The organism is Salinicoccus sp. Marseille-QA3875, from assembly GCF_054950095.1.
In genome coordinates this window covers 1,037,382-1,060,740 of record NZ_CM143103.1, presented here as the reverse complement: position 1 = coordinate 1,060,740, position 23,359 = coordinate 1,037,382, and the positions used below count along the sequence as shown (strand labels likewise).

Genomic DNA, 23,359 nt, shown 5'->3' with positions numbered 1-23,359 from the left:
ACTATACACCTCGATTTGACGGCCAACCATCGATGTAACATAATCCAACATGACATTTTTGTCACAAACCAGCTAATATCGAAAGGGTAATGGTCAGGAAGTCCAGAATGAGTGATGACAATCATCTATCATGTTCAGGACGGCCTATTTCCACGCACAGACCAGAATACCATCGGGATCAGCAGTAAGGAAAGTAGCCCTCCAAAAATTGAGAGTACTTCAAAGCTGGAGCCTGCAACGACCATTCCGGACATGGCGCCGCCAGTAGCGCCGCCGAGGGCGATAAATACATCCACTGTCCCTTGAGTTTTTGCACGTGTGGCAGGATTGACCGAATCAACGATCAAAGCTGTGCCGCTGATCAGCCCGAAGTTCCAGCCCAGACCGAGTAAAATCAGTGAAAGGTTCATCATTAAAAATGATTCCCCGGAGGCAGTGGCGGCAATGATTCCGGAAGCGAGCAGTATCAATCCTCCGGCAATCGCCATTGCGGGTCTGCCGATTTTATCAACCAGAATGCCTGTTAAAGGCGAAGGGAGATACATTGCAGCAATATGCAGGCCGATTACGAATCCGATGGCGCGTAAAGTGTGCCCGTGGTCTCCCATATGCACGGGTGTCATCGTCATGATGGCAACCATGACGATTTGTGTGATGACCATGATGAAAGCACCGGTCATGATCAGTTTTTTATTGGAGTAGAAAGGTTCTGAAATCTGTTCAGTATCTGTCTGTCGTCTCAGTTCATTGATCTTTAAAGAAATGATGAACGGGTCCGGTCGTAAAAAGACGTATAAAAAGATACCTGCCAGCAAAAATGCAGCTGAAGATAATATGAACGGTCCGGCCAGCTCCGGCACACCGATCGACATCGCAAAACTGCCCATGACATCGACCAGGTTAGGGCCGGCGACAGCGCCGAACGTCGTAGAGAACATAGCAATGCTGACTGCCGTACCACGTTGTTCTTTAGTTGCGAGGTCGGTGCCTGCATACCGTGTCTGCAGATTGGTCGCAGTGCCCGCACCGTAAATCAACAAAGACAGAAATAAGAGAGGTACGCTGTTTAATACTGCAGCGAGCACCACGCCGGCAGAGCCGAGTCCGCCGGTGATAAAACCTGCAGCAAGCCCCGTGCGCCTGCCAAAACGGTTGGAAAGTCTGCCGACAGCGAGGGCAGCCCCTGCTGAGCCTAAAGTGAATAATGCAGCCGGAAGACCCGCGAGAGCATTCGTCCCGAGCATCTGCTCGGCAAGCAATGCCCCGACAGTAATCCCTGCAGCAAGACCTGCACCGCCGAACATCTGGGAGATGACAACAATGAACAACGTCCGGTTATATAATTTTTTCTGTTTTTCCGGCGAATCTATATAACTTTGAATTGAATCGTCTGCCTTCATCATTTTATCTCTGCCTTTCGGATGACCCAACATACATAATATTCTTACTATACTTTATAAAATCACGGCAATCAATCTTTGCTGAAAGTCATGTTACAATGTTCATCGGATAATATGTATTTTCATGTATGACTTCAAAGCATGACAAAAATGACTGATGGAGCGGGAGGTACTGAAATGTACAAAAATACAATTGATACGATGAACAATCAGGCAGTGAATAAATTGGGCATGTATAATGACTCAAAGATGAAATATCTTGTGGCTTCCATATTGGCGGGCGCATACATAGGTGTCGGGACCATCGTGCTGTTCTTTATGGGCGGTCCGCTGTATGCGGCAGATTCACCGTATTTAAACCTGATTACCGGCATTACGTTCGGTGTGGCGCTGGCGATAGTGATATGGGGTGGTTCGGAATTATTTACAGGGAATGTGATGACCCTGACCTTCAGTGCATTGTCGAAAGTGACGTCATGGAAAGATACGATGATTTTGTGGTTCTGGTGTTATATCGGTAATCTGATCGGGGCGATACTATTTTCCTATCTGATCTTTTTCAGCGGGATACTCGCCGAGATTGAAATGGATGGTTTTACCGTGGCGACAGCATCGGACAAGATGAGCGACGGCTTCGTGAATCTGCTTGTGCAGGGAATCATGTGTAACTGGCTCGTATGTCTTGCGATCTGGACATCAGCCAGAGCAAAAGGCGATGCGGCAAAACTTGCACTGGTGTTCGTATTGATCTTCGCATTCGTGGCGACAGGATTCGAACACAGCATTGCGAACATGTCCATACTCGGCATTGCGTTATTGCACAGCAGCGTTGAGACAGTGACAGTCGGCGGGTTCATCTACAACCTCATTCCGGTGACAATCGGCAATATAATCGGCGGCGGATTATTTGTGGCCGGTGTGTATTATTATTTGGGCAAGCCGAAGAAGTGAATATGAATGAAATCTAAATTCTTGACTACATCTTTTTAAAAATATCCCTAACTTTTAAAAGCTGGGGATATTTCAAATTCATTTTATTATTTTTTATACCATGCATGTTTAAATGAATAGAGCAGTGAAAACAAGCTCAGTATTAGAGGTATCAATGATGTTAGTGAAATAATAAAGAATATAATTACCAAGGGTATAGAGAAATCATTTATAAGGTCATAAATATTATAAAAACCTGAAAACATGCTAATTGTAAGCCGCAGGGAAGCTATCAATATTATAAAGAATAAAATCATCAAAATCATTCTGAGAAAAAAAGGAGCACCTTTTTTTAACGCTTTGAAAACTGCTTTAAAATTATTTATTGTTCCATATTCATAACTTAATGGATTGTCAATTAAGTTGTATGATTTTTCATGAAGGACATTAGGATTTATGGGATCCTTAATTTTGATTGTAGCAATATTATTTTCGATATTTTTACTAATAAGAATATATTTTTTTCTGAATTTATTTCCATTTACATATAAATTTTCATCTAATAATATAAACACTTCATTTTTTAGATTTGAAAGAATAAAAGAAAAATATAACGATAGAATCAGAGAAATAAATATATAGAAAAAAACAATAATAAAAATATAATCTTGCCGATCATCAATGTTCAGCCATTCGTTTGGAAACTGCTGTATAAATTGGTATGAAAAAAGTAATAATATTAGCATTATTATTACGAAAAAAAGTAGAAAAGTATAGATTGTTTTTAATCTATTTTTGATATTTCTTTTATCATTATCAAGGTCAATATCATCTGAAGATAATAATCTGATGATTTTTATTGTAAATGGTATAAGAACACCTATCAATGATATAAGTGCCAGAATTATTTCAGGTTCAGGTGTCAAAACATTCGTGAAATTATTACTTGGAATATCAATGCCCTCCTATCTTGGAAAACTTTCAAAACTATAACGGAATAGTTGATTGAAAACCTATTCATATATCTTATCAGTACTATTACACTTTGTCCCTCTTCACATTGAAGAAATCTCCTCCTTTTTTCTTCACATCATCCGTGCCCCAGTCAGTTGAAGTGCTCTTTTCTTCGAAGTGCGGAATGTGTTTTGAACAGTGGATGTATGCTTCATGTACTGTGATCAGCACCCAGCGCTCTGCACGTCCTGTGTGTTGCTCGGTCAATTCAGCAACAATACTTTCATCTAAAATGTTATGCAATGCATCATTTTCGATGATTTCGGCTGCACCGTTAACATGGAGCCCGATATGATGCTCCAGAAAATCCATGAAAAGGAGTCCGATATGAGGGTTTTCTGAGATATTACCGAGAGACGCCATCACACCATTGCCACGGTATTCCGGATACATGATCTGCTTCTCATCTATGATATGTACAAACCCCTTTTCACCGGCTTTAAAAGTAGAATCGCAGTTACCCCCGGCATCACTCGTGGACATGAAAATAAAAGACTGCTGACTGATGAAGTGCTGCATGTCCTCATTTAAAAAATTGATCATCTGATTGTTATAAAAAGCATTTGCACGTTTGGTTGTATTGAAGTTTTTCTGTAAAATACGTTCACCCTGTGACATTAGATCACTCCTTGTGTGGACTATTTTATCACTTCACAAAGGAGTATGATTCCAGAAATAATTAAAACTCTATGAATTTAAAATCAAAATAGTTTCAATTATCTAAATTTTATATTGTGTAAATATTTCAAAAAGGCTATACTCATAATTATTCATTAAAAAGGGGATGGAATTATGATGCTTAAGTTTTTAAGAAATGCACTACTTGTTGCAGTTATTGCCTTATTCGCCGCCGCCTGCAGCGACGATTCTGATGTGGAGCCACAGGAATCCGGCGATGACGCAAGCGCTGACTCAGGAAGTCAGGAAATTGCTTTTGCCACATCATCTGATGCAGTAGGGCTGTCACCCATAGATACGAATGATTCTGTCTCTGCCTACATGCTTGAGCAGCTTTACGATACGCTCTTTGTACATAACCCTGAAACGATGGAGATCGAACCTCATCTGGTAGACTCCTATGAAGCTCTGGATGATACAACTTGGGAATTCAAATTGATTGAAGGTATTGAGTTCCATGACGGCACGCCTTTAAATGCCGAAGCCGTCAAATATACTTTCGAACAGCTGCTGGACGAGGAGAGAGCGGCGCCGAGGGCATCGTTGCTTGAGCCGGTGGAATCCATAGAAGTCGAAGATGAGTACACTGTGATTATCAATACGGAAGAACCATACGGACCGCTGCTTGCAGCCCTTTCTCACGTCAACGCTTCAATCGTTTCGCCCGAAGCGGATGAGTCCGGCGATATTATGACTGAGCCGGTCGGTTCCGGACCTTTCAAATTCGAGTCGTGGGCAAGCAGTGATAATATTGTCGTCACTAAAAATGAAAACTACTTCAAAGGAGCTCCTGAACTCGACAAAGTGACCATGTATGTCATTCCGGAATATGGGTCAGCCGTGGGGATGCTGGAAACCGGCCAGGTAGATTTTCTGCCGAATATCCCTTCTGAGCATATTCCAAGGATAGAAGGGGTGGAAGACCTTGAGCTCGATCTGACGCCTGGTACAGGAATCAATTATTTAACCTTTAATATGGAGAAAGAACCGTTCAATGATCTTGAATTCAGAAAAGCAGTGTCGCATGCGATTGACCGCGATGAATATGTGGATCAATTGAATGGTGCCGGTATTCAGAATAACAGTATTATCGGACCGGAAGTTTTCGGCTATGATGAAGCCGCTGAGGAATTCGGATATGACTATGATCCGGAAGAAGCTGAAAAACTTATAGAAGAAAACAATTTTGATGAAACACCGATTACATTGCTTGTGGCAAATGAAGGTCATTTCGTTCTGATGAGCGAGATTGTCCAGGCACAGCTTATGGAGGCCGGATTTGATGTGAATATCGAAATGATGGAGTGGGGTGCATTCCTGGAAGAAGCGGCAGGCGGTAATTATGAAATGACATTCCTCAGCTGGGCAAACAGTACAGCAGACGGAAGTGAGCTCTTCTATCCAAATCTTCATTCAGATAATATAGATGCCACCAACCGTTCAAGATATAACAATGAAGAATTTGATGAACTTGTAGAACAATCCAGAACCACCATCGACCAGGATGAAAGACTGGATCTGCTTCATGAGATCAACGATTTTGCTACCAATGATGCAGTCTGGGTGCCAATGCATCATGCAAATGTGAGTGTGGCATACCATGAGTCTGTAAATGATTTGATAATATCACCGAATACCAGCTTCTCATTATATGAAGTCAGTATTGATGAATAGAAATTAACAAAAAACGCATCTAAGCCGCCGACCATCCGTGGCTTAGATGCGTTTCGTATTGTTTTAATCCTCTAAATCCTTAAGTGGATATTCAAAGATTTGGTGATTGAAATATTTTAGTGAAAAATTTCTTATCTTATCTATGTAATCCTTTAACTCCTTATCTAAATTACGTTTAGATTTGGCCAAATTATCACGATCGAAAGTTTTGTCCTCAAATAAATTTACATACATGCTGTGAGCACGTGTAAATCTGTTCAGCTGCTGATTTAGAGGCTGGTATCTCTTCAATAAGTCCTGAACACATTCATTGGAGTTTTTTGAATGGATTCTAAGTAAGCTCATCAGCTCCTGGATCTGATTATCTATTTCCTCAAAGTTATTTCTGACATCATAAAACGCTTCGGAAGATTCTTTTCTATTGGCTCTGGTTTTATTTTTATTCAATTCAATATTTCTTGTTTGGGCTATTTTATAAAGGTGTATATCAATCAAGCTCACAATATTATTTTCGAGCTCCTGATGTGTATCTTTATCCTGCTTGTTGTTTTGAAGCCAGACACCGACTAATGCAAGTGCACCGCCGACTAAGCCTGAAAGGACATTCGCCAGTATTTCCATGAGTTATTCCTCCTTGAAATTTTATATCCCTCCATATCATACACATAATTGTGTGATTAATAATAGATTTTATATGTTGGAATTTCAGAAAAAGAATAAAAAACTTCGCAGCCGTTGACTGAATATGGCTGCGAAACCTCTATTTATCTATTAGTAAATATCATGATTATCTTTTTGTAGATCATGGATGGAAGTATCGAAATCCATCTGGAGGTGCGGGTAGTCTTTAAAGTCTTCCCAGTCGCCGCCCCATGTGAACCCAAGATCTTTAGCGATTTCTGCAACTTCTTCCCAGTCGGATGTACCATTGTCATTACCGTCATAAGAGATATCCCACATCACTTCGCCATCATTTATTACCGCGAAGTCGACCGCAAGACCGTAGTTATGGTAGGACTCTCCGCCTCTGGCATTGGTCACGATATTGCCGGGAGCGGTTCTGCCCTGTGCATAAAGAGTGTCTTGCTCTTCATGGGTACGGAAACCGTCTGTAATCTGAATCGTAATGTCTTTTTCTTCAGCACTCTCTTTTAATGCCTCTGCTTTTTCAGCGACTTTTGGATGAAGTGCATCTGGTTGAGGTTTTTCCTCTGAGTTTTCGGAAGAAGAAGAATCTGAAGAGGTCTGTGTTGAAGCGATCTGAGTGGATTCTTGTATGAATTGGTTTGCTAGTACTGTATTTATACTGACGAATATCAGCGACGCTACTATAATCGTCAAGATTGAAAGTAATGAAAAGTTGAATAAAAGCTTCATAAAAAAATTATCTTACCCCTTTTTGATTTTTTAACATCAATTTATGATACAGATATTTGAAGCTGATTTACAACTTTATGCTCATTTTAAATATTGAGAAGCTGTCAATGCTCAAAACAAAAAGCGATTAATAAACATGAGTTTAAAAATCGCTTCATCCTTTAAATATTCAGTTCGTCCTTTAATGCTCTTTGTAATGTCTGACTGAAATTGATGTTTTCCTTCTTGCCCATCTCAACCATATATTTAGGCAATGTAACCATCTTATTCACTGTCTTATTTTCTTCTCTGATTCTTACCAACGAAGTATCAGCCGTGATTAATTGTAACTGTTCATTATTATCTATATCTTTTACTAAGTCATGATAGTTAGAAGGCTCAGGTATATAGTCATTATCATCTTCCATGACAAGCAAGTGACCTTCAAGAGCATCTTTAGCCATATAGACTGCGTCTGCAACATCTTCACCGAATGTTATTGCGCCAGGCAAATCTGGAAATGTCACATTGTAAGCATCGTCTTCAAATTGCAATGCAGCGTAAAAATGATATTTCATTAATATCCCTCCTGTTTAGTGAAGTCACAGCAAACGGGCTATTTTAGCCCGGCCTGCTTTAAAATCGATATTTCTGTACCTCTTGGTAAATCTTTTTTAGGATGAGGCACAGTAACTTTTCCGGGCTTATCCGGGTGTTTAAAGTGTTGATGGCTCCCGACAGTCTTAATTAAATACCACCCGTCACTTTCAATCTTTTTAATCACTTCTCTTGATGAACTCATATGGATTTACCTCCATACATATATTATAACATATGTTTTATAGAAGGTGGATCATGTTATTTAAAAAACGAATTTTTACTGAAACAATCCAAACACAACATTCATTTACAATTTAAGGTTATTTGTATAACCTCAAATTAAGTACTAGAGGAGAGACGATTCTCTGATGGAACATATTCAGCTGAATGACGGAAACTCCATACAGATAATTGAGAAGCTACAGAGTTATAACAGTGATCATATATACTATGAAATTCAATTGGAAAATAAAAATCTGATAATCACGTCGAAAGTGGAATTCAATGCTTTGGTCAAAACTGACAGAGAGAGTAATTCCGAAGAAGGGAAGCTGTCTTTATTCCACAGTTACTTCTGGACGTTCGATTTAAGCAGGTTGAGGTGACTGACAATAGAAACCCTGGCAGAACCAAATGGAAATAATCGAGAAGCATATTATCGGTTTCCATAATGATTTTAAATGAGGAGAATGACAATGGATTTTTACAGACATGAAAATGAAAAAATAGGCACGATAGATAATATCTACAACGGCGATATGCTGCCGGATCTTGCGATCAATACATTCCGCAATATTGAAAGGCTTTTCCCGACCCGCACAATTCCGGCTTCTTCAACCCCAAGACCTTTGGAGAAATCACATGCGTCACTAAAGCCGTTCAAGTCACAGATCAAGGATAAAACTACAGAGCTTGCCGATCAGAATTATGATTTATATGATTACTTGACCTTAAACTCCGTAACCGGAATCGTTGTGTTGAAAGAAGGGAAGCTGGTCTATGAAAATTATTTGAGGGACAATGGCCCGGATACACGCTGGATGTCGATGTCGGTCGCAAAATCTATAACGTCAACATTGGTGGGTGCCGCGATTCAGGACGGCTACATAGAAAGTATGGATGATCTGACCGTGAAATACGTACCGGAACTGAAAGGCAGTGCCTATGAACATACGACTGTCAGGCATATTTTAGGCATGAATTCCGGAGTGAAATGGGACGAGACCTACACGAATCCCGAGTCGGACCGCCGTACTTTTCTAAAAGCCCAGCTTGCGCAAAAGCCCAGCGGACTGCTTAAAGTGATGTCGGAACTGCCACAGTCAGGTGAACCTGGAAAAACACATAACTATTCAACGGGTGAAACATCAGTGGCGGGTGAAATCGTCATCGGTGCGACTGGGAAAAGTCTGTCGGAATATTTGTCGGAGAAAATATGGGAGCCGTGCGGCATGGAAAGCGCGGCGGCATGGTGGCTGGATTCACCTGACGGCAATGAAATCGGCGGCAGCGGCTTCTCGGCTGTCTTGAGAGATTATGCTCGCTTCGGTCAGTTCATCCTGGACGGAGGTAAGGCCGGAGGAAACCAGGTTCTGCCTGAGTGGTGGACAGAGCAGGCCGGACAGCCGACGACTTTGGATAACGGAGAAACCGTGAATTACGGCCTGATGTGGTGGCCGGCATGGACAGAAAAATCGAAAGAGCATAAAGCCTTTCAGGCTTTCGGCATTCACGGCCAGGTGCTTCATATAGACCCGGCAGAGGGAGTCGTCGTAGCGATATCATCCGCACGTCCTAAACCTGCAGGTACGCAACCGATCGATGATATGCTTTTCATTGAAGATTTGATAGAAAATATTAAGTGAAATAAAGGACTCCTCAGACAGTTGAATGCCTGAGAAGTCCAAATTTATAAATTATACATATCTTTTAACGTGTTCAACAAATGCATCCACTGCCGACTGCAGAAATTCTACAGTATCATCCGATTTCACCTTATCGTTATCATCAAAGAGCTCTGTACTGTTTGCGATATACACTTCAGGCTGCTGAAGTACCGGCATGTTGAGGAAAGTCAGGGATTGGCGAAGGTGATGGTTTGCACCGAATCCGCTCAGATTACTGATGGACTGGCTGGCAACCATTGTCGGCTTGCCGTCCCAGACGCTTGCGCCGTATGGTCTGGACGCGATATCGATAGCGTTTTTCAGCACACCCGGTACGGAACGGTTATATTCCGGGGTAACGAACATGACTGCATCCATGCCTTTGATTTGATTACGGAAATCGATATATTCCTTTGGCTCATTGCCGTCGTATTCCTCGTTATAAAGCAGAAGGTTGCCAATCTCGACAAATTCAGGTTCAAACCCATCCGGCAGAAGTGATGCCAGATTTTTTGCGAGTTTCCTGGAATAAGAATCTTTACGTAAACTGCCTACAACAACTGCGACTTTTGTCATAAAGATATTCACCTCGTGTATTATTTGATCTATTGTACTATAGACGTTTTCAGCCATTTGTAAACAGATATTGGAAATACATTTTACTTATTAAATATACAGGGTATAACTGTATTAAGGAGTGATGAAATGCTTCAGACAGAACTTGGGGATATAACAAAAGTTGAAAATGTGGACGCGATTGTCAATGCGGCGAATGAAAGCCTCATGGGCGGCGGCGGTGTGGACGGTGCGATCCACAGAGCGGCAGGGCCTGAACTGCTCGAGGAAACACGTAAGATTGGCGGCTGTGACACAGGTGATGCGAAAATCTCCAGCGGCTACAATTTACCGGTGGATCATGTCATTCATACGGTCGGCCCGATATGGAACGACGGAGACAGTAATGAAGAAGCGTTGCTCGCGAGCTGTTACCGCAGCGCTTTGGAAGTGACGATGGAAAACGGCATCCGTAAAATTGCCTTCCCCTCGATTTCGACGGGTGTTTATCGTTTCCCGGTTGATAAAGCGGCAGCCATCGCGGTCAATACAGTGAAAGAGATGGTGGTAGGAAATCCGGAAGCTTTTGATCTGGTTACATGGGTTTTATTTGATGAATAAAGTCAAAGAGCATATGAAGTATTATTAGATTGAGTGAATCTTTAACTTTATTAATCAGCAAGATATAGTACTTATTATTACAGAATTTAAGAGAGGGATAAAATGGGGAACATCGAGAGTTTTTTAAATGATTTAATCTTACCATTGATTACTATTATAGGCTCTGTTGTAGCTGCAACATATGCTATCAAAAAAATTGAGTTTGATAAAAAAATTGTTCATCTTGATAGTATCGCTTTCTATTTAATGTATTTGATTTTCACAATAGCTATTTGGATGTTCTTTTTAATGTATATTTTATTCGGAATAGAAGTGAAGTACGAGCTTATATTAAATATATATTTATTCTTCTGGTTTATCTTATTTATATTTAATATTATTGTCGGCTATCCTATCATAGTGAGTTCTAGAAATGTGTTTAGAATAATTGAAATTGAGGAAGGGTTCTACCTATTAAAAAAGTTAATCGTTGAAAAAGAAAGAGTAACAATTAAATATATAACGAAGTCTAATTTACGCGAAAAAATCAGTAAGTATGAAAAAGAATCTAGTCTTGAAAATTATAATTATGAAGTATTTAATTCCAAAACTTTTAATAATTCTAGCTATAGTGTTTATCAATACAATAATATGAAAAGACACTTATTCATAGTAATTCGTGACTATTTTAGTTTCTGTAAAAATAAGCTATTAAATATTATTTTTGTAGTATTGATAATAGGTACTATAATTCTCTCTTTATGTGAGGTTTGGATGGTTTCAATACCTCCTTTGGCAATTATAATCGGCTGTATACATTTATTTAAATGTATACAGCTATTAAATAAATATTATAGAGCTAATAACAAAAGTAAATTGGAAGCTTTAGACAGTTTGAAGTCTTATGTCAATAATTAATAATATTTTCATTTTCTAAGTGTATTAACATATTCAAAACGAACTTGGAGATATAACAAAAGTTGAGAATGTGGACGCGATTGTCAACGCGGCGAATGAAAGCCTCATGGGCGGCGGCGGTGTGGACGGTGCGATCCACAGAGCGGCAGGGCCTGAACTGCTCGAGGAAACACGTAAGATTGGCGGTTGTGACACAGGTGATGCGAAAATCTCCAGCGGCTACAATTTACCGGTGGATCATGTCATTCATACGGTCGGCCCGATATGGAACGACGGAGACAGTAATGAAGAAGCGTTGCTCGCGAGCTGTTACCGCAGCGCTTTGGAAGTGGCGATGGAAAACGGCATCCGTAAAATTGCCTTCCCATCGATTTCGACGGGGGTTTATCATTTTCCGGTTGATAAGGCGGCAGCCATCGGGGTCAATACAGTGAAAGAGATGACGGTAGAAAATCCGGAAGCTTTTGATCTGATTACATGGATTTTATTTGATGAAGAGACGAAGAAAGCTTTTGATACAGCGTTGAATAATGCATAGGAGGAGAAGGATGGAAGAAAAAGAGTGTCCGGAATGCGGAAGCAGAGATATAGAACAAGGGAAGTTAAGCGGTTATGCGGCGATGCGGCCGAAACACAGGGCGTTGTCGTTCGGTAGTGCGATCATCGCCGATGTATGTACGGACTGTGGTGAGATATTGAGTATGAAGGTCGAAAAGCCTGAACAGTTCAAGAAATGATAAAAACCCTCTGGAGTGAGGGTTTTTATTATGCGTGCTTTGAACTTAAATCTTTTTTAAGGCCGTTCAGATTTTCGTGAAGTTCTTCCAGCAAAGAAATATTGCGCTTGACCTGCTCCTGGTTTTTCCAGTTTGTATAAATGTCATCAAGTCCGATATCCAATGTTTTCTGCAGGCTGGTCAAAGCTTCAAAGCCGTCCAAAGCATATCTGATTTCTTCTGAAGAATCATTCAGTTTTCTGAGTTCGTCATGCAGCAGTCCGATTTCTTTTTCTGCTTTCTCAATTTTATTGGTTTTAAAGTAGCTGGTCAGAAATCCGCCGCCCCACAGATCGAAAGTGCCCCAGCTCTTTGCTGATTTTAAATGCGCGAGTGCAGCATCGACCCTCTGAAGTGCATGTGCACAGATTTGTTCCGCTTCAATCAATTCATGATTATTCATAAACATCCACCTTATTAAAGTTAGTATCATTATAACATTAAGGTGAAATGGAGTAGAATAATTTAATAACCAGGAGGGATGGATATGAATATCAAACAACCGAAAATACTGCCTGAACCGGAAGCTGTTACATACGATTCCATTCGGAAAGATGAAGATCAGATATTTGACGGTGTTACAGTAGAAAGCTCGGTTTTCAGTGCTTCCGAGCTAAACAGATTCATATCATACGGCTCTGTTATCAAAGACAGCAATTTAGCCGGTAATGAATTTGACGGGGCGGATTTGACCGATACCCGTTTCATCAACTGTGATTTTTCAAATACCATTTTTAATAAAGCTTCCATACACAGGGTTGAATTTATCAACTGTAAAATGACGGGTGTAAGTTTTGATGCATCGATTATGAAACATATCAAATTACGGGAAACGATATTGAATTTATCAGCCATAAATGAAACGAAGCTGGAAAATGTCCTGTTTGATGAATCAAGACTGATTACAGCAGATTTTTTCAATGATGAATTTAAAAACGTCAGTTTTGATAATTGTGATCTGACTGAGACAAGATTTGTGGACACGTCACTTAAAGGTGTGGATATCAGCTCTTCACATTTCGAATCTTTAAGTATTAAAAGAGAAGATTTGGAAGGATGCATCGTATCAAGTCTGCAGGCGATCCAAATGGCATCATTGATGGGTCTTGTTGTGAAGGAGGAGTGATTTATGAATTATATTATAAGAGAAATTGAAAAGTCGGAGATTGTTCTTCTGCAGGATTTCTTATATGAAGCGATCTATGCACCGGAAGGGTCCAGGAAACCTGATAAGTCAATAATCGAACTTCCGGAACTACAGATCTACATAGAAGATTTCGGGACACGTGCAGATGATTACTGTTTAGTTGCAGAAGTGGAAGGTGAAATTGCAGGTGCCGTATGGGTACGTATTATAGATGACTACGGCCATATTGATGACGAGACACCGTCACTTTCCATCTCCCTTTATGAAGAGTACCGTGGATATGGTTTAGGGACACAAATGATGAAAGAAATGATTGATAGACTAAGAAATTATGAATATGAAAAACTATCACTGTCAGTCCAAAAATCTAATTATGCGGCCGAAATATATAAAGAACTGGGGTTTACTGTTTATGATGAAAATGAAGAAGAGTACATTATGATATTCCACTTATGACTGTAGAATTTTTATCTATATGAAGCAGAGTGGCTTATTACACAGAAGCCTTCTTTTATGACCTTGAGAAAGGGTCACGAGTAGTCTATAGTAATAAACTGTACATTTTCTTGAAAATGTTGGTTTATAAATGTTATAGGGTATATTTATATACATAAAAGTGAATAGAGAGGCTGGTTTCATGAAGCGTAAAACAGTTTCAACGGTATTTTGGATTGCGTTGGTCATCTGTGTCATATTTGTAGCGTTTGGGGCGATAGTGCCGGAACAGACTGAACAGGTCACAGGAAATATTACAGCGTTCATTTCCACATATTTCAGTTGGTATTACTTATTATTGATCATGGCTATATTAGCCATCTGTGTATACTTATTATTCTCCCGTTACTCAAGCATCAAATTGGGCAAGGAAGATGAGGATCCTGAATTCTCACTGCCGTCCTGGTTTGCGATGCTGTTCAGTGCAGGGATGGGGATCGGACTTGTATTCTGGACCACGGCAGAACCGATCAGTCATGCTTTCATATCATCACCGGTTTCAGAACCGGGGTCGGATGCAGCAGTTGATGAAGCGCTGCAGTATTCCTTTTTTCACTGGGGGATCCACGCCTGGGCGGTATATGTAATCGTTGCACTGGCATTTGCCTATTTCAACTTCCATAAAGGGTATCCAGGCCTGGTGAGTGCGACGTTGACACCGCTTATCGGTGAAAAGATGGCGCAGGGGATATTCGGTAAAATGATAGACGTTCTGGCCGTTATTGCAACGGTGACAGGTGTCGCTGCAACGTTAGGTTTTGGTGCGCTGCAGATTAACGAAGGGCTGGGGTATCTCTTTGATATTCCGTCAAATTTCCCGATACAGTTTGCGATCATTGCGGTATCAACTGTAATATTTACATGGTCTGCCTGGTCGGGAATCGATAAAGGCATTAAACGACTGAGTAACATTAATATGTCACTGGCATTTTTCATACTGCTTGCCTTATTCATTGTCGGTCCGACACTCTATATATTAAATTCATTCACCAATTCAATGGGGAACTACATTACAGGTTTCTTTGATATGGGACTGCGTCTGCCTATGAATGATGAAGGTCAGATGAGCTGGATTGCCGACTGGACAATATTCTACTGGGCATGGTGGGTGTCCTGGGCACCGTTTGTCGGTATTTTCATTGCACGGGTCTCCCGCGGCCGTACGATTAAAGAGTTTATAATCGGGGTGTTGATTGTACCGTCATTTGTGATGTTCATATTCTTTACCGTGTTCGGTGCCTCTGCAATCAACCTGGAGTTGAACGGTATTGCGCAGATTTCGCAGTATGCCACTGAAACAGCCACATTCGCAACTTTGCAGGAGTATCCGCTTGGTTACATCCTGAGTCTGTTCCTGGTAGTGATTATTGTGGTATTCTTCGTGACATCGGCCGATTCCGCAACATTTGTACTCGGGATGCTGTCAACGAAAGGTGATATCCATCCCCCGGGCTTTGTCAAAGTGAGCTGGGGTGTCATTTTGTCGGCATTTGCAATCATCATGATCTACACCGGCGGCGTGCAGTCCATTCAAAATCTGCTCATTGTCGCAGCCTTGCCGTTCTCGCTGGTGATCATACTGATGACCTGGTCGCTCTTCATCTCACTGAGCGAGGAGAAACCGAGGTATAAAAACTCCGGGAATAAAAAGCTGTTCATAAGAAAACAAGATAAAGACTGATTTATTAAAAGCTCTCCGAAATAAAAAAGCTGATGGACTCTCGTTCCATCAGCTTTTTTAGTCTTCTATAATATCCCTGACCAGCACTTCTGGCAGTTCGGTATGCTTTTTAATGAACACGGCTATTCCTTCGTCTTTAATCATTTCAGCCATTTTGATCTGCTCGGGGTCATCCTTATTATCAAACTGCAGTGCGTATGAAACAAGTTTCATCAGCGCCTCATGTTTCAAATCGTTTTCGTAAAGATATTGAAGCGGTTTGACGATACGGTCATTCGGACTGAGCTTTCTCAGCACACCGCGGCCGACTCTGTTCAAGTCATCGGACAGATGTGTATTTCTAAATCGTCCAATGATTTTATTTATATAATCATCCTGCTCCACGCGGGTGAAGTCGTAGACTTCTGTCAGATAGACTGCTGTTTCATCGAGAACCTCTTTCAGGAACGATTCCACATTGTCATCATTCATCGCTTCGGAAACTGTTTCCATGCCGAGTGTACGGCCGTAATAGGCGATCGCGGCATGACCTGTATTGACGGTGAACAGTTTTCTTTCTATATAGGGCATAAGATCTGCAACATAGGTCGCACCTTCCAATTTAGCATCGCCCGCCCATGAATCTTCTTCAATGACCCATTCAAAAAACGGTTCGACTTTAACGTCCAGTATATTGTCATTTGTCTGTATCGGAACGATGCGGTCGACTGCTGAATTCGGAAAACCGACAGTGCCGGATTCGATGTTGCCGGTTTCTTTAAAGATGGCTTCTCTCAGCACATTTGTCGCCATCACCGCATTTTCACATGCGATGATATTCAGGGGGGCGCCTGATGCTGCACGTTCTTTTAGGTGCGGTGCAATGGCTTTTGCTATTATGGGCAAGATATTGACACCGACCGCGGTGGTAATGATATCCGCTTCTAAAATCGCATCTTTTAAATTATTATCCTCGACTGCGGTGTTGATGCCGCTGACATTATCGACAGTGTGTGATGCACCGTTTTCTTCTGCGATATGGACGGTGTACTGTCCGGCCTGATTCAGTGCATTGATGATCTCCTCATTCACATCTGCGAAAGTGACTGCATAACCGTTATCATGCAGTACCTTTCCGATAAAACCGCGGCCGATATTGCCCGCGCCGAAATGGACTGCTTTCATATCAATCGTCCTCGCTCTCGAATATCTCGATGATTTCTTCTGCTGAAGATGCATTGATCACTTTTTCGGCATTTTCTTCTTCAGAGAAGATGATTGCGATTTTCTGCAGCAGTTCCAGGTGTTCATTTTCTTTGCCTGCAATACCAAGCACCACTTTGGCTTCATTGCCGTCAAAGTCCACGCCTTCAGGAATTTGGATCAGTGAGAGTCCGCTTTCTATTACTGAAGACTTACCTTCTTCTGTGCCGTGGGGAATCGCAAGGCCGTTTCCCATGAATGTTGATACGACGCCTTCACGTTCAAGCATGGAGTCGATGTATGCCGGCTCTACTGCGCCTTGATCGACCAGTATCTGGCCTGCTGCCTTTACGGCTTCTTCTTTAGTTGCTGCACTCTGGTTCAGTTTGATGTTCTCTTTATTAATCATATTATCAAGTCCTTTCTGTAACTGTTTTTAATATATTTCTTGATTGTTTCATTAATTTCTCCGCTGACTAGAACCGTTCCGATATCATCGTAATGTTCACCGAGCAGTATGCTGATATCACTGATCAAGTCATTGATCTGTGTGTGTTCGGGTACGAGCAGAATAATCTGATGGCTGACTGTCACTGATTCACCAAGATAATTTTTATCGACCAGACCCTGATCATTGGTGATGATCATCAATTCATGTTTTGAGATATCTTCCGATTTTACATGAGGGAATGAAAAACCTGACTCACCGATGATAAACCCTGTCATTTCATACCGTTCATTGAGGATGTCCATGATATGTTCAATATTCTCAGCTTTTGAATGACTTTCCAAAATATATTTTACAGCGTCCAGAGACTTCATTTTTTCATTCAGGCGGATATTGCTTTGAAAATGGAACAGTTCCGTTGCCTGCAGTACTTTATCGATATTGATCTCTTCACTTTTAAGATACTGAGTCTTTTGAATGTTGAAGTTCTCACTCGTTTCAGTCTGGTCAATGGCTTCAGAAATCTTCTTGATGCTGTAATCATCAAGTAGCGGTGTTACCAATATATAGTTGTCTATATCCAACGGGACTGTACTTAAAACAAGATCACTCTCACTGAGTTCGGTATCTGCGAGTTCTGATATGGACAATTCGTGTTTAATATAGATATTTTGGAAACGGTTTTTCAGCTGATTGGCTAAGATTCTGCTTGTACCGATACCTGATGAACACACCGTTGTAATTTCAACAGGTGGGTTCGCTTTTAAGATACCCCCGAAGTGGATGGTCAAAAAGCCGATTTCCGGTTCATCCACGTTTTCAATGTTGAAGACCTCACTGAAAGCCTTACCGCTTGCCGTGAAGAGATCGGGATATTGTTCTTTAATCACTTCAAGCAGAGGATTAGCCGTAATGATATTGGATTCCAGCCGGTGGAGCGTCGGTTCGATATGGAGGACCAGACCTTCTTTCAGTTCAGGATATGCATAAAATGGATACTCCATCTTCTCACTGACGAGATTGATGAATCTCACAGTCTGATCTTCTATAGTGGCTGAACTCCCGTCCGCCTGATACTTTCTTTTGCTGCCTCTTAAATGCATCGTTATAAAATAAACTTCTTCTTCTGGAAATTCAATGTCGAATTCTTCCTGGATTTTGAAAGTTAAAGCTTTGGATACTTCAAATTCTTCTGTCCTTGCCAGCTCTTCCTTTATCGAAGGTTTGATGTCAACGGTCTGCGTATTCATCGTCCGTTCAATCGCAAGGACGATATGCAGTGTCAAATTCAAGTAGGCATTTTCTGTCAGCTGATAGGGGAGAATATCAAGCTCGTCCATCAGCAGACGTTCTACTTTGAAAATATTATCCACTTCCAAAATTCCCAGCAGTTTATCATTGATCAGCGAGCTGAAGACGAAATTATTTTCAATGACTGAATATATACTGTTGGAGTTCAGTTCACTGACCATCATGTTTGTCAGGAAGTTCTGTTTGCTTAATGTGTCTCCGATCAGTCTGACGCCTCTCTGCCGGTCTTTGGTGATGGACAGATCATAGTGTGTCAGATCATTGTTCAAATGGCTGATCAGTTCATCCAGAGTATGTTCACTGACGCCGAGTTCGACAGCCAGCGCACTTTTTTTCGTCCCTTCGGGATAGATCATCAGATTATAGATCAGCGCCACCTGCTTCTCTTCCGCACTTAAATCCTTTGCGGAATTTTGCGAGATATAACGCGTCAAAGTGTCCCGTTCAAGTGCAGAAATATCGATGCCGATGCCGCGCTTATATTCGCTCGCCAATGTAATGTTCAATGACTTTAATGTTTCCCTCACATTTTTCAGTTCACGATGGACGGTGCGTGAGGACACACCGAGCTTTGATGCGATTTCTTTAATCAACAGAAAAGTGCCATTATGATAGATGAGTTCAGTGATAATTTTCTTTTCTCTTGAACTGATCATAATAGCACCCCCTGATTTATATTCGGTTAGTTTAAACTCAGTTTATTGATGTTTCTTTAATTCTTCAAGCAATTCATCATACTTCGGACTGTTCAGGAAATTATCCACCGAAATATGGTGTGCTTTTGGGACTTTGTTCTCTGCGCGTTCTGTCAGCGTCTTCTGTGTAATGATGATGTCCTCGTCACCTTTTAACTGGTTGATTGCTGAGTTTGTGACATTGATGTCAAGACCTGCTTTTTTGAACTTATTTTTCAGCATGCCGGCTCCCATGGCGCTTGATCCCATTCCTGCGTCACATGCAAAGACAATTTTATCGACATTTGCGTAATCGACTGCGTCGTCTGAAGCTGGAACTGCTTCTGCCGGCTCTTCAGTCTGAACGTCTGATGAATCTTTCAGTCTTTCAAGAAGCTCGTCATATTTCGGGCTGTTCAGGAAATTGTCCACTGAAATATGATTTGCTTCGGGTACTTTTTCCTGTGCACGTTCAGTCAGTGTCTTCTGTGTAATGATGATGTCCTCGTCACCTTTTAGCTGATTGATGGCCGAGTTTGTGACATCGATATCGAGACCTGCTTTTTTGAATTTGTTTTTGAGCATGCCGGCACCCATGGCGCTTGACCCCATTCCGGCATCACATGCAAAGACGATTTTGTCGACATTTTTGTAATCGATGCTGTCATCCACATCCGTGCTTTCTTCTTTCAATGCTTTTTCTGCTTCTGAATCTTCATTTTCAGCTGACAGTGGGCCTGCTACAGAAGATTTTCTGCCTTTCTGTTCTTCCATCTGTGCCGTTGCTGCAGATAAATCACCTTCAGGCTGTCCTGTGAATTTCAAGATGAGTGCAGAGACTGTAAATGATACTGCTGTTGCGATTACTACACCTAAGACCATTGGAAGATATTCTCCACCAGGCGTCGTCAGAACATAAGCGATGATACTGCCCGGCGCCGGCGGTGCTGCAAGTCCGAAGTCAAGCAGACTGTAAGTCATGATACCGGATGCACCACCTAAAATTACAGCGATTAAAAGCATCGGTTTCATCAGGATATACGGGAAGTAGATTTCGTGAATACCGCCGACGAACTGGATGAATGCAGCGCCCGGTGCAGTGGCACGCGCAGTTCCTTTACCAAAGAACATGTAAGCGAGCAATACCCCGAAACCTGGACCCGGGTTGGATTCCAGTGTAAACAGGATCGAACGTCCGATTTCAGCGGACTCAATCGTTGCGAGCGGTGTCAGCACACCGTGGTTGATCGCATTGTTCAGGAACAATACTTTCGCCGGTTCAATGAATATGCTGACCAGCGGCAGGACACCCCAGCCGATGATCAAGTCTACACCCTGGCCGAGTAAGACTGTCAGACCGAGTACGAGAGGTCCTAAACCGAACATGCCGGCGAGTGCGAGCAGGAATGCGAGAATACCTGCTGAGAAGTTATTGACCAGCATCTCCAGCCCCTGTTTCGTTCTCGGAACCAGGAACTCATCGACTTTCTTCATTAAATAGCCACTTAACGGCCCCATGATCATGGCTCCGAGCAGCATCGGTGAATCTGCAGCGGCAATGATACCCATCGTTGCTGTCGCACCGACGACACCACCACGCATGTCATGGACCAGACGCCCGCCCGAGAATGCAATCAGGAGCGGTAACAGGTAAGTGATCATCGGATCGACCATACCGGCTATGTTCTCGTTGGGTAAAAATCCATCTTCGATAAAGAGTGCTGTAATCAGCCCCCATGCGATAAATGCTGCGATATTCGGCATGATCATACTGCTTAAAAAAGAACCGAAAGCCTGTGCCTTACGCTGAATACCACCTGAACGCTTTGTTTCTTCTGCCATTTGTGTCACCCCTTTAAATTAATTTCATTTGTATATTAATATTAAAGCGATAATCACTTATAAACAATCATATTACACTTCGACTTTGGCACAAACATTTTGACAAAAACAAAAGTGCACGTTCCTGGCTGGGAACCTGCACTTTGAGGGGTGTTCATTTATAAATATCTTTTCTGTGGGCAATTTCCAACATCAGGATTGTCACGGTTGAATCATTAATATTGCATATAAGCCGGTAATCACCGATTCTATATCGCCATTTTACTTTATGGTTACCAACAAGAGGTTTACCAGAACTTCTTGGATTACTGCAATTCACGAAATGTTTATTAATCCAGGAGAGTATGATGCTACTTTGCTGCGGGTCCATTTTCTTTAACGATTTTTGAGCATTTTTCTCAAACCGTACCTTGTACATGATCAAGGTTCCATTCCTAATTCTGAAACCATTTCTTCAAATGAAATTGACTCATCCTTGTTCAAATGTTCAGCCATTGCCCTGTCGTATAAATCAATATCAATTTCATCTTCAATTTTTTCAAGTACTGCAGTTCTTATCAGTGATGAAACACTTACGTTATACGTAGCTGCAAATTCTTTAATCAGCTTTTCTTCTTCTTGGGACATTCTTACGGATAAAGCCATGATTATCCCTCCTGACCCTTTGTAATACATTGTATAACAAAATTGAGGCGGAGTAAATAAAAGTACAGGGAGCAATCGATAAGTTCATGAATATTTTATTCTATGACTGTTTCACCATCTACTTTATAATTCAGATGGGGGGACTGAAAAAAGAGAGTTGATATTCGAACTGACAAACACACATTTCCAGGTAAGGGTGATTTATTTATTAATAAGGACTTTATGACAGGTTGTTGGATTTTGATGTACCACCAGTCAGATATAGTTAGTTCCAGCTTTTGAAATTAATAGAATTAATACTCATATTAATGATTTAAAAAGAGCAATAATATATAATAAGAGTAAATATACATCTTGGGGAGTGATTTTAAAAACAAAGTCAGGGGATGTTAATATGAAAATCTTGATAAGGATTTTATTAAGTTTGGTCGTCATCCTTATTCTACTCGCCGCCGGAGTATTTGCCATGCGCTTTTATAACACACAGAAGTGGGGATGGAGCGAGGACATGGGGGATGTCACTGACATATCGAGTTACCCGGGGGCATTTGAAGGCGGAACGATCGAACACTTTGAACACGGAGAGGCAAACGGCTTTCATTTTTTGCCTGATGACCCGAATGATGCAGAACCGATAGCGGTGTTCGGCGGATCTGAAGGCAGCGCGAACACAGATGCGGCGGAATTTTTAGCAGAAAACGGCTATGAAGTTTATGCCATGTTCTTTTTTGGTGCAGAGAACCAGGTGGATGAGTTAAATAGGGTGCCTCTGGAATTTTTCGCAGATTTCCTGGAGTATGCCGAGTTGAATGATACGGATATTACGCTGCTCGGTGCGTCGAAGGGTGCTGAACTCGGTCTTTTGCTGACGAATTATTACGATGAAATCAACACTCTGATTTTATATACACCTTCGAGCTATGTATTCATGGGTCTTTCGTTTGAAGGGGACATGGCTTCATCATGGACATATGATGGTGAAGAGCTGCCGTATATCGATCTTTCGCAATCGGATTTCGGAGCATTTGCACGCACAATGTTTGATTTCATCGTCTTAAATCCTGTGAAATACCGGGAGACATATGAATCTGCCGTTGAGATGAATGACAATTCGGAAACGGCGAGGATCAATACTGATAATTTTGATGGACAGGCACTGCTGATCGCAGGCGGAGACGATGCGATGTGGCAGGGTGACGTCATGGCTGAAGAGATCGGTGAAGACCTGGGCGATAATGCGCAGGTGGAAATTTATGAAGATGCCGGGCATCTATTCATAGGCCCGACTGCACTGGCAGGCATGATGATGGGCGGAAACGAAGAAGCGAATGTGCAGGCAGGAGAAGAGAGTGATCAGGCTGTGCTTGAATTTTTAGAAGAACATGCAGAGAATTAAGATGTTAATTAGACAGAAATAAAGCCCTTCCCGCACGAAAAGTTGTGCCGGGAAGGGCAGTTTATTTAACAAGTCCATTATAGCATATTATTTAAACGATATTAAGACTACTCATTCTGCTGAAATCGTTATATGATAAGCCATGCATTTA

The 23,359-nt window shown here is 41.5% G+C and carries 27 protein-coding genes; 12 read left to right on the top strand and 15 right to left on the bottom strand.

All coding sequences use genetic code 11. From position 1 onward, the window contains the following. Positions 1-134: 134 nt before the first annotated feature. On the bottom strand, positions 135-1,403 hold the full coding sequence (locus ACY8DT_RS05490; protein ID WP_462421915.1) for an MFS transporter: 1,269 nt from the start codon (positions 1,401-1,403) through the stop codon (positions 135-137). Positions 1,404-1,577: 174 nt separating this feature from the next. Here ACY8DT_RS05490 and ACY8DT_RS05485 point away from each other — a divergent pair, with 174 nt between their 5' ends. Then, on the top strand, positions 1,578-2,351 hold the full coding sequence (locus ACY8DT_RS05485; protein WP_462421914.1) for a formate/nitrite transporter family protein: 774 nt from the start codon (positions 1,578-1,580) through the stop codon (positions 2,349-2,351). Positions 2,352-2,437: 86 nt separating this feature from the next. On the opposite strand, the gene ACY8DT_RS05480 is transcribed toward ACY8DT_RS05485, so the two are convergent. Next, the gene (locus ACY8DT_RS05480; RefSeq protein ID WP_462421913.1) at positions 2,438-3,256 is read right to left on the bottom strand and encodes a hypothetical protein; all 819 of its coding nucleotides are present in this window, start codon (positions 3,254-3,256) and stop codon (positions 2,438-2,440) included. A 112-nt stretch (positions 3,257-3,368) separates the two neighbouring features. Next, positions 3,369-3,962 (bottom strand): pyridoxamine 5'-phosphate oxidase family protein, encoded by a 594-nt coding sequence (locus ACY8DT_RS05475; protein ID WP_462421912.1) that lies wholly within the window; start codon positions 3,960-3,962, stop codon positions 3,369-3,371. 174 nt (positions 3,963-4,136) lie between these two features. Between ACY8DT_RS05475 and ACY8DT_RS05470 the strand changes: the two genes are divergently transcribed. Then, on the top strand, positions 4,137-5,696 hold the full coding sequence (locus tag ACY8DT_RS05470; RefSeq protein ID WP_462421911.1) for an ABC transporter substrate-binding protein: 1,560 nt from the start codon (positions 4,137-4,139) through the stop codon (positions 5,694-5,696). A 63-nt stretch (positions 5,697-5,759) separates the two neighbouring features. On the opposite strand, the gene ACY8DT_RS05465 is transcribed toward ACY8DT_RS05470, so the two are convergent. The 4 genes from ACY8DT_RS05465 to ACY8DT_RS05450 all read right to left on the bottom strand — a co-directional run bounded on the left by ACY8DT_RS05465 (position 5,760) and on the right by ACY8DT_RS05450 (position 7,854). After that, a complete protein-coding gene (locus ACY8DT_RS05465) occupies positions 5,760-6,317 on the bottom strand; it encodes a hypothetical protein (protein WP_462421910.1) in 558 nt (185 codons plus the stop codon). Between the two features lie 150 nt (positions 6,318-6,467). After that, positions 6,468-7,073 carry a M15 family metallopeptidase gene (locus tag ACY8DT_RS05460; protein WP_462421909.1) on the bottom strand — a complete coding sequence of 202 codons (606 nt, stop codon included), beginning with the start codon at positions 7,071-7,073 and terminating at the stop codon, positions 6,468-6,470. Between the two features lie 161 nt (positions 7,074-7,234). Next, positions 7,235-7,630: a type II toxin-antitoxin system HicB family antitoxin gene (locus ACY8DT_RS05455; protein WP_462421908.1), complete on the bottom strand. Its 396-nt coding sequence runs from the start codon at positions 7,628-7,630 to the stop codon at positions 7,235-7,237. Between the two features lie 38 nt (positions 7,631-7,668). Beyond that, positions 7,669-7,854 carry a type II toxin-antitoxin system HicA family toxin gene (locus ACY8DT_RS05450; RefSeq protein WP_462421907.1) on the bottom strand — a complete coding sequence of 62 codons (186 nt, stop codon included), beginning with the start codon at positions 7,852-7,854 and terminating at the stop codon, positions 7,669-7,671. 166 nt (positions 7,855-8,020) lie between these two features. On the opposite strand from ACY8DT_RS05450, the gene ACY8DT_RS05445 reads away from it, so the two are divergent. Both ACY8DT_RS05445 and ACY8DT_RS05440 read left to right on the top strand, forming a co-directional pair. After that, positions 8,021-8,257 (top strand): hypothetical protein, encoded by a 237-nt coding sequence (locus tag ACY8DT_RS05445; RefSeq protein WP_462421906.1) that lies wholly within the window; start codon positions 8,021-8,023, stop codon positions 8,255-8,257. Between the two features lie 90 nt (positions 8,258-8,347). Continuing rightward, positions 8,348-9,517: a serine hydrolase domain-containing protein gene (locus ACY8DT_RS05440; protein ID WP_462421905.1), complete on the top strand. Its 1,170-nt coding sequence runs from the start codon at positions 8,348-8,350 to the stop codon at positions 9,515-9,517. A gap of 51 nt (positions 9,518-9,568) precedes the next feature. On the opposite strand, the gene ACY8DT_RS05435 is transcribed toward ACY8DT_RS05440, so the two are convergent. Further along, positions 9,569-10,114, bottom strand: a complete 546-nt coding sequence (locus tag ACY8DT_RS05435; RefSeq protein WP_462421904.1) for an NADPH-dependent FMN reductase — start codon at positions 10,112-10,114, stop codon at positions 9,569-9,571. 129 nt (positions 10,115-10,243) lie between these two features. On the opposite strand from ACY8DT_RS05435, the gene ACY8DT_RS05430 reads away from it, so the two are divergent. From ACY8DT_RS05430 to ACY8DT_RS05415, 4 genes are all read left to right on the top strand, one after another. Further along, a complete protein-coding gene (locus ACY8DT_RS05430) occupies positions 10,244-10,714 on the top strand; it encodes an O-acetyl-ADP-ribose deacetylase (RefSeq protein WP_462421903.1) in 471 nt (156 codons plus the stop codon). 102 nt (positions 10,715-10,816) lie between these two features. Further along, positions 10,817-11,611 (top strand): hypothetical protein, encoded by a 795-nt coding sequence (locus ACY8DT_RS05425; RefSeq protein WP_462421902.1) that lies wholly within the window; start codon positions 10,817-10,819, stop codon positions 11,609-11,611. A 70-nt stretch (positions 11,612-11,681) separates the two neighbouring features. Continuing rightward, positions 11,682-12,149 carry an O-acetyl-ADP-ribose deacetylase gene (locus tag ACY8DT_RS05420; RefSeq protein ID WP_462421901.1) on the top strand — a complete coding sequence of 156 codons (468 nt, stop codon included), beginning with the start codon at positions 11,682-11,684 and terminating at the stop codon, positions 12,147-12,149. A 10-nt stretch (positions 12,150-12,159) separates the two neighbouring features. Continuing rightward, a complete protein-coding gene (locus ACY8DT_RS05415) occupies positions 12,160-12,348 on the top strand; it encodes a hypothetical protein (protein WP_462421900.1) in 189 nt (62 codons plus the stop codon). Positions 12,349-12,376: 28 nt separating this feature from the next. Here the strand turns inward: ACY8DT_RS05415 and ACY8DT_RS05410 are convergent, their stop codons facing one another. Continuing rightward, complete coding sequence (locus tag ACY8DT_RS05410) at positions 12,377-12,790, bottom strand: hypothetical protein (protein ID WP_462421899.1); 414 nt, start codon at positions 12,788-12,790, stop codon at positions 12,377-12,379. Positions 12,791-12,874: 84 nt separating this feature from the next. On the opposite strand from ACY8DT_RS05410, the gene ACY8DT_RS05405 reads away from it, so the two are divergent. From ACY8DT_RS05405 to ACY8DT_RS05395, 3 genes are all read left to right on the top strand, one after another. Continuing rightward, positions 12,875-13,513, top strand: a complete 639-nt coding sequence (locus tag ACY8DT_RS05405; protein WP_462421898.1) for a pentapeptide repeat-containing protein — start codon at positions 12,875-12,877, stop codon at positions 13,511-13,513. A gap of 3 nt (positions 13,514-13,516) precedes the next feature. Continuing rightward, positions 13,517-13,990, top strand: a complete 474-nt coding sequence (locus ACY8DT_RS05400) for a GNAT family N-acetyltransferase (protein ID WP_462421897.1) — start codon at positions 13,517-13,519, stop codon at positions 13,988-13,990. A 181-nt stretch (positions 13,991-14,171) separates the two neighbouring features. Further along, positions 14,172-15,710: a BCCT family transporter gene (locus ACY8DT_RS05395; protein WP_462421896.1), complete on the top strand. Its 1,539-nt coding sequence runs from the start codon at positions 14,172-14,174 to the stop codon at positions 15,708-15,710. A gap of 57 nt (positions 15,711-15,767) precedes the next feature. Here ACY8DT_RS05395 and ACY8DT_RS05390 read toward each other — a convergent pair whose 3' ends face one another. From ACY8DT_RS05390 to relB, 6 genes are all read right to left on the bottom strand, one after another. Then, positions 15,768-16,874 carry a mannitol-1-phosphate 5-dehydrogenase gene (locus ACY8DT_RS05390; RefSeq protein WP_462421895.1) on the bottom strand — a complete coding sequence of 369 codons (1,107 nt, stop codon included), beginning with the start codon at positions 16,872-16,874 and terminating at the stop codon, positions 15,768-15,770. Between the two features lies 1 nt (position 16,875). Next, on the bottom strand, positions 16,876-17,301 hold the full coding sequence (locus ACY8DT_RS05385) for a PTS mannitol transporter subunit IIA (RefSeq protein WP_462421894.1): 426 nt from the start codon (positions 17,299-17,301) through the stop codon (positions 16,876-16,878). Further along, on the bottom strand, positions 17,298-19,307 hold the full coding sequence (locus tag ACY8DT_RS05380; RefSeq protein ID WP_462421893.1) for a BglG family transcription antiterminator: 2,010 nt from the start codon (positions 19,305-19,307) through the stop codon (positions 17,298-17,300). The genes ACY8DT_RS05385 and ACY8DT_RS05380 overlap by 4 nt, the downstream gene beginning before the upstream one ends. A 42-nt stretch (positions 19,308-19,349) precedes the next feature. Continuing rightward, positions 19,350-21,167, bottom strand: coding sequence for a PTS mannitol transporter subunit IIBC (locus tag ACY8DT_RS05375; RefSeq protein WP_462421892.1), 1,818 nt, complete (start codon positions 21,165-21,167; stop codon positions 19,350-19,352). Between the two features lie 154 nt (positions 21,168-21,321). Continuing rightward, on the bottom strand, positions 21,322-21,537 hold the full coding sequence (locus tag ACY8DT_RS05370) for a type II toxin-antitoxin system RelE family toxin (protein WP_462422226.1): 216 nt from the start codon (positions 21,535-21,537) through the stop codon (positions 21,322-21,324). Positions 21,538-21,587: 50 nt separating this feature from the next. Then, the gene (gene relB / locus ACY8DT_RS05365) at positions 21,588-21,812 is read right to left on the bottom strand and encodes a type II toxin-antitoxin system RelB family antitoxin (RefSeq protein ID WP_462421891.1); all 225 of its coding nucleotides are present in this window, start codon (positions 21,810-21,812) and stop codon (positions 21,588-21,590) included. Between the two features lie 394 nt (positions 21,813-22,206). On the opposite strand from relB, the gene ACY8DT_RS05360 reads away from it, so the two are divergent. After that, on the top strand, positions 22,207-23,208 hold the full coding sequence (locus ACY8DT_RS05360) for an acyl-CoA thioester hydrolase/BAAT C-terminal domain-containing protein (RefSeq protein ID WP_462421890.1): 1,002 nt from the start codon (positions 22,207-22,209) through the stop codon (positions 23,206-23,208). The last annotated feature ends 151 nt before the right edge of the window (positions 23,209-23,359 follow it).

Coding starts and splice junctions, on each gene's coding strand:
- ACY8DT_RS05470 (WP_462421911.1), top strand. CDS start 4,137: ATGATGCTTAAGTTTTTAAGAAATGCACTACTTGTTGCAGTTATTGCC.
- ACY8DT_RS05455 (WP_462421908.1), bottom strand. CDS start 7,630: ATGAAATATCATTTTTACGCTGCATTGCAATTTGAAGACGATGCTTAC.
- ACY8DT_RS05410 (WP_462421899.1), bottom strand. CDS start 12,790: ATGAATAATCATGAATTGATTGAAGCGGAACAAATCTGTGCACATGCA.
- ACY8DT_RS05400 (WP_462421897.1), top strand. CDS start 13,517: ATGAATTATATTATAAGAGAAATTGAAAAGTCGGAGATTGTTCTTCTG.
- ACY8DT_RS05415 (WP_462421900.1), top strand. CDS start 12,160: ATGGAAGAAAAAGAGTGTCCGGAATGCGGAAGCAGAGATATAGAACAA.
- ACY8DT_RS05360 (WP_462421890.1), top strand. CDS start 22,207: ATGAAAATCTTGATAAGGATTTTATTAAGTTTGGTCGTCATCCTTATT.
- ACY8DT_RS05440 (WP_462421905.1), top strand. CDS start 8,348: ATGGATTTTTACAGACATGAAAATGAAAAAATAGGCACGATAGATAAT.
- ACY8DT_RS05395 (WP_462421896.1), top strand. CDS start 14,172: ATGAAGCGTAAAACAGTTTCAACGGTATTTTGGATTGCGTTGGTCATC.
- ACY8DT_RS05485 (WP_462421914.1), top strand. CDS start 1,578: ATGTACAAAAATACAATTGATACGATGAACAATCAGGCAGTGAATAAA.
- ACY8DT_RS05380 (WP_462421893.1), bottom strand. CDS start 19,307: ATGATCAGTTCAAGAGAAAAGAAAATTATCACTGAACTCATCTATCAT.
- ACY8DT_RS05425 (WP_462421902.1), top strand. CDS start 10,817: ATGGGGAACATCGAGAGTTTTTTAAATGATTTAATCTTACCATTGATT.
- ACY8DT_RS05370 (WP_462422226.1), bottom strand. CDS start 21,537: ATGGACCCGCAGCAAAGTAGCATCATACTCTCCTGGATTAATAAACAT.
- ACY8DT_RS05460 (WP_462421909.1), bottom strand. CDS start 7,073: ATGAAGCTTTTATTCAACTTTTCATTACTTTCAATCTTGACGATTATA.
- ACY8DT_RS05490 (WP_462421915.1), bottom strand. CDS start 1,403: ATGATGAAGGCAGACGATTCAATTCAAAGTTATATAGATTCGCCGGAA.
- ACY8DT_RS05430 (WP_462421903.1), top strand. CDS start 10,244: ATGCTTCAGACAGAACTTGGGGATATAACAAAAGTTGAAAATGTGGAC.
- ACY8DT_RS05435 (WP_462421904.1), bottom strand. CDS start 10,114: ATGACAAAAGTCGCAGTTGTTGTAGGCAGTTTACGTAAAGATTCTTAT.
- ACY8DT_RS05445 (WP_462421906.1), top strand. CDS start 8,021: ATGGAACATATTCAGCTGAATGACGGAAACTCCATACAGATAATTGAG.
- ACY8DT_RS05465 (WP_462421910.1), bottom strand. CDS start 6,317: ATGGAAATACTGGCGAATGTCCTTTCAGGCTTAGTCGGCGGTGCACTT.
- ACY8DT_RS05405 (WP_462421898.1), top strand. CDS start 12,875: ATGAATATCAAACAACCGAAAATACTGCCTGAACCGGAAGCTGTTACA.
- ACY8DT_RS05375 (WP_462421892.1), bottom strand. CDS start 21,167: ATGGCAGAAGAAACAAAGCGTTCAGGTGGTATTCAGCGTAAGGCACAG.
- ACY8DT_RS05385 (WP_462421894.1), bottom strand. CDS start 17,301: ATGATTAATAAAGAGAACATCAAACTGAACCAGAGTGCAGCAACTAAA.
- ACY8DT_RS05475 (WP_462421912.1), bottom strand. CDS start 3,962: ATGTCACAGGGTGAACGTATTTTACAGAAAAACTTCAATACAACCAAA.
- relB (WP_462421891.1), bottom strand. CDS start 21,812: ATGGCTTTATCCGTAAGAATGTCCCAAGAAGAAGAAAAGCTGATTAAA.
- ACY8DT_RS05390 (WP_462421895.1), bottom strand. CDS start 16,874: ATGAAAGCAGTCCATTTCGGCGCGGGCAATATCGGCCGCGGTTTTATC.
- ACY8DT_RS05450 (WP_462421907.1), bottom strand. CDS start 7,854: ATGAGTTCATCAAGAGAAGTGATTAAAAAGATTGAAAGTGACGGGTGG.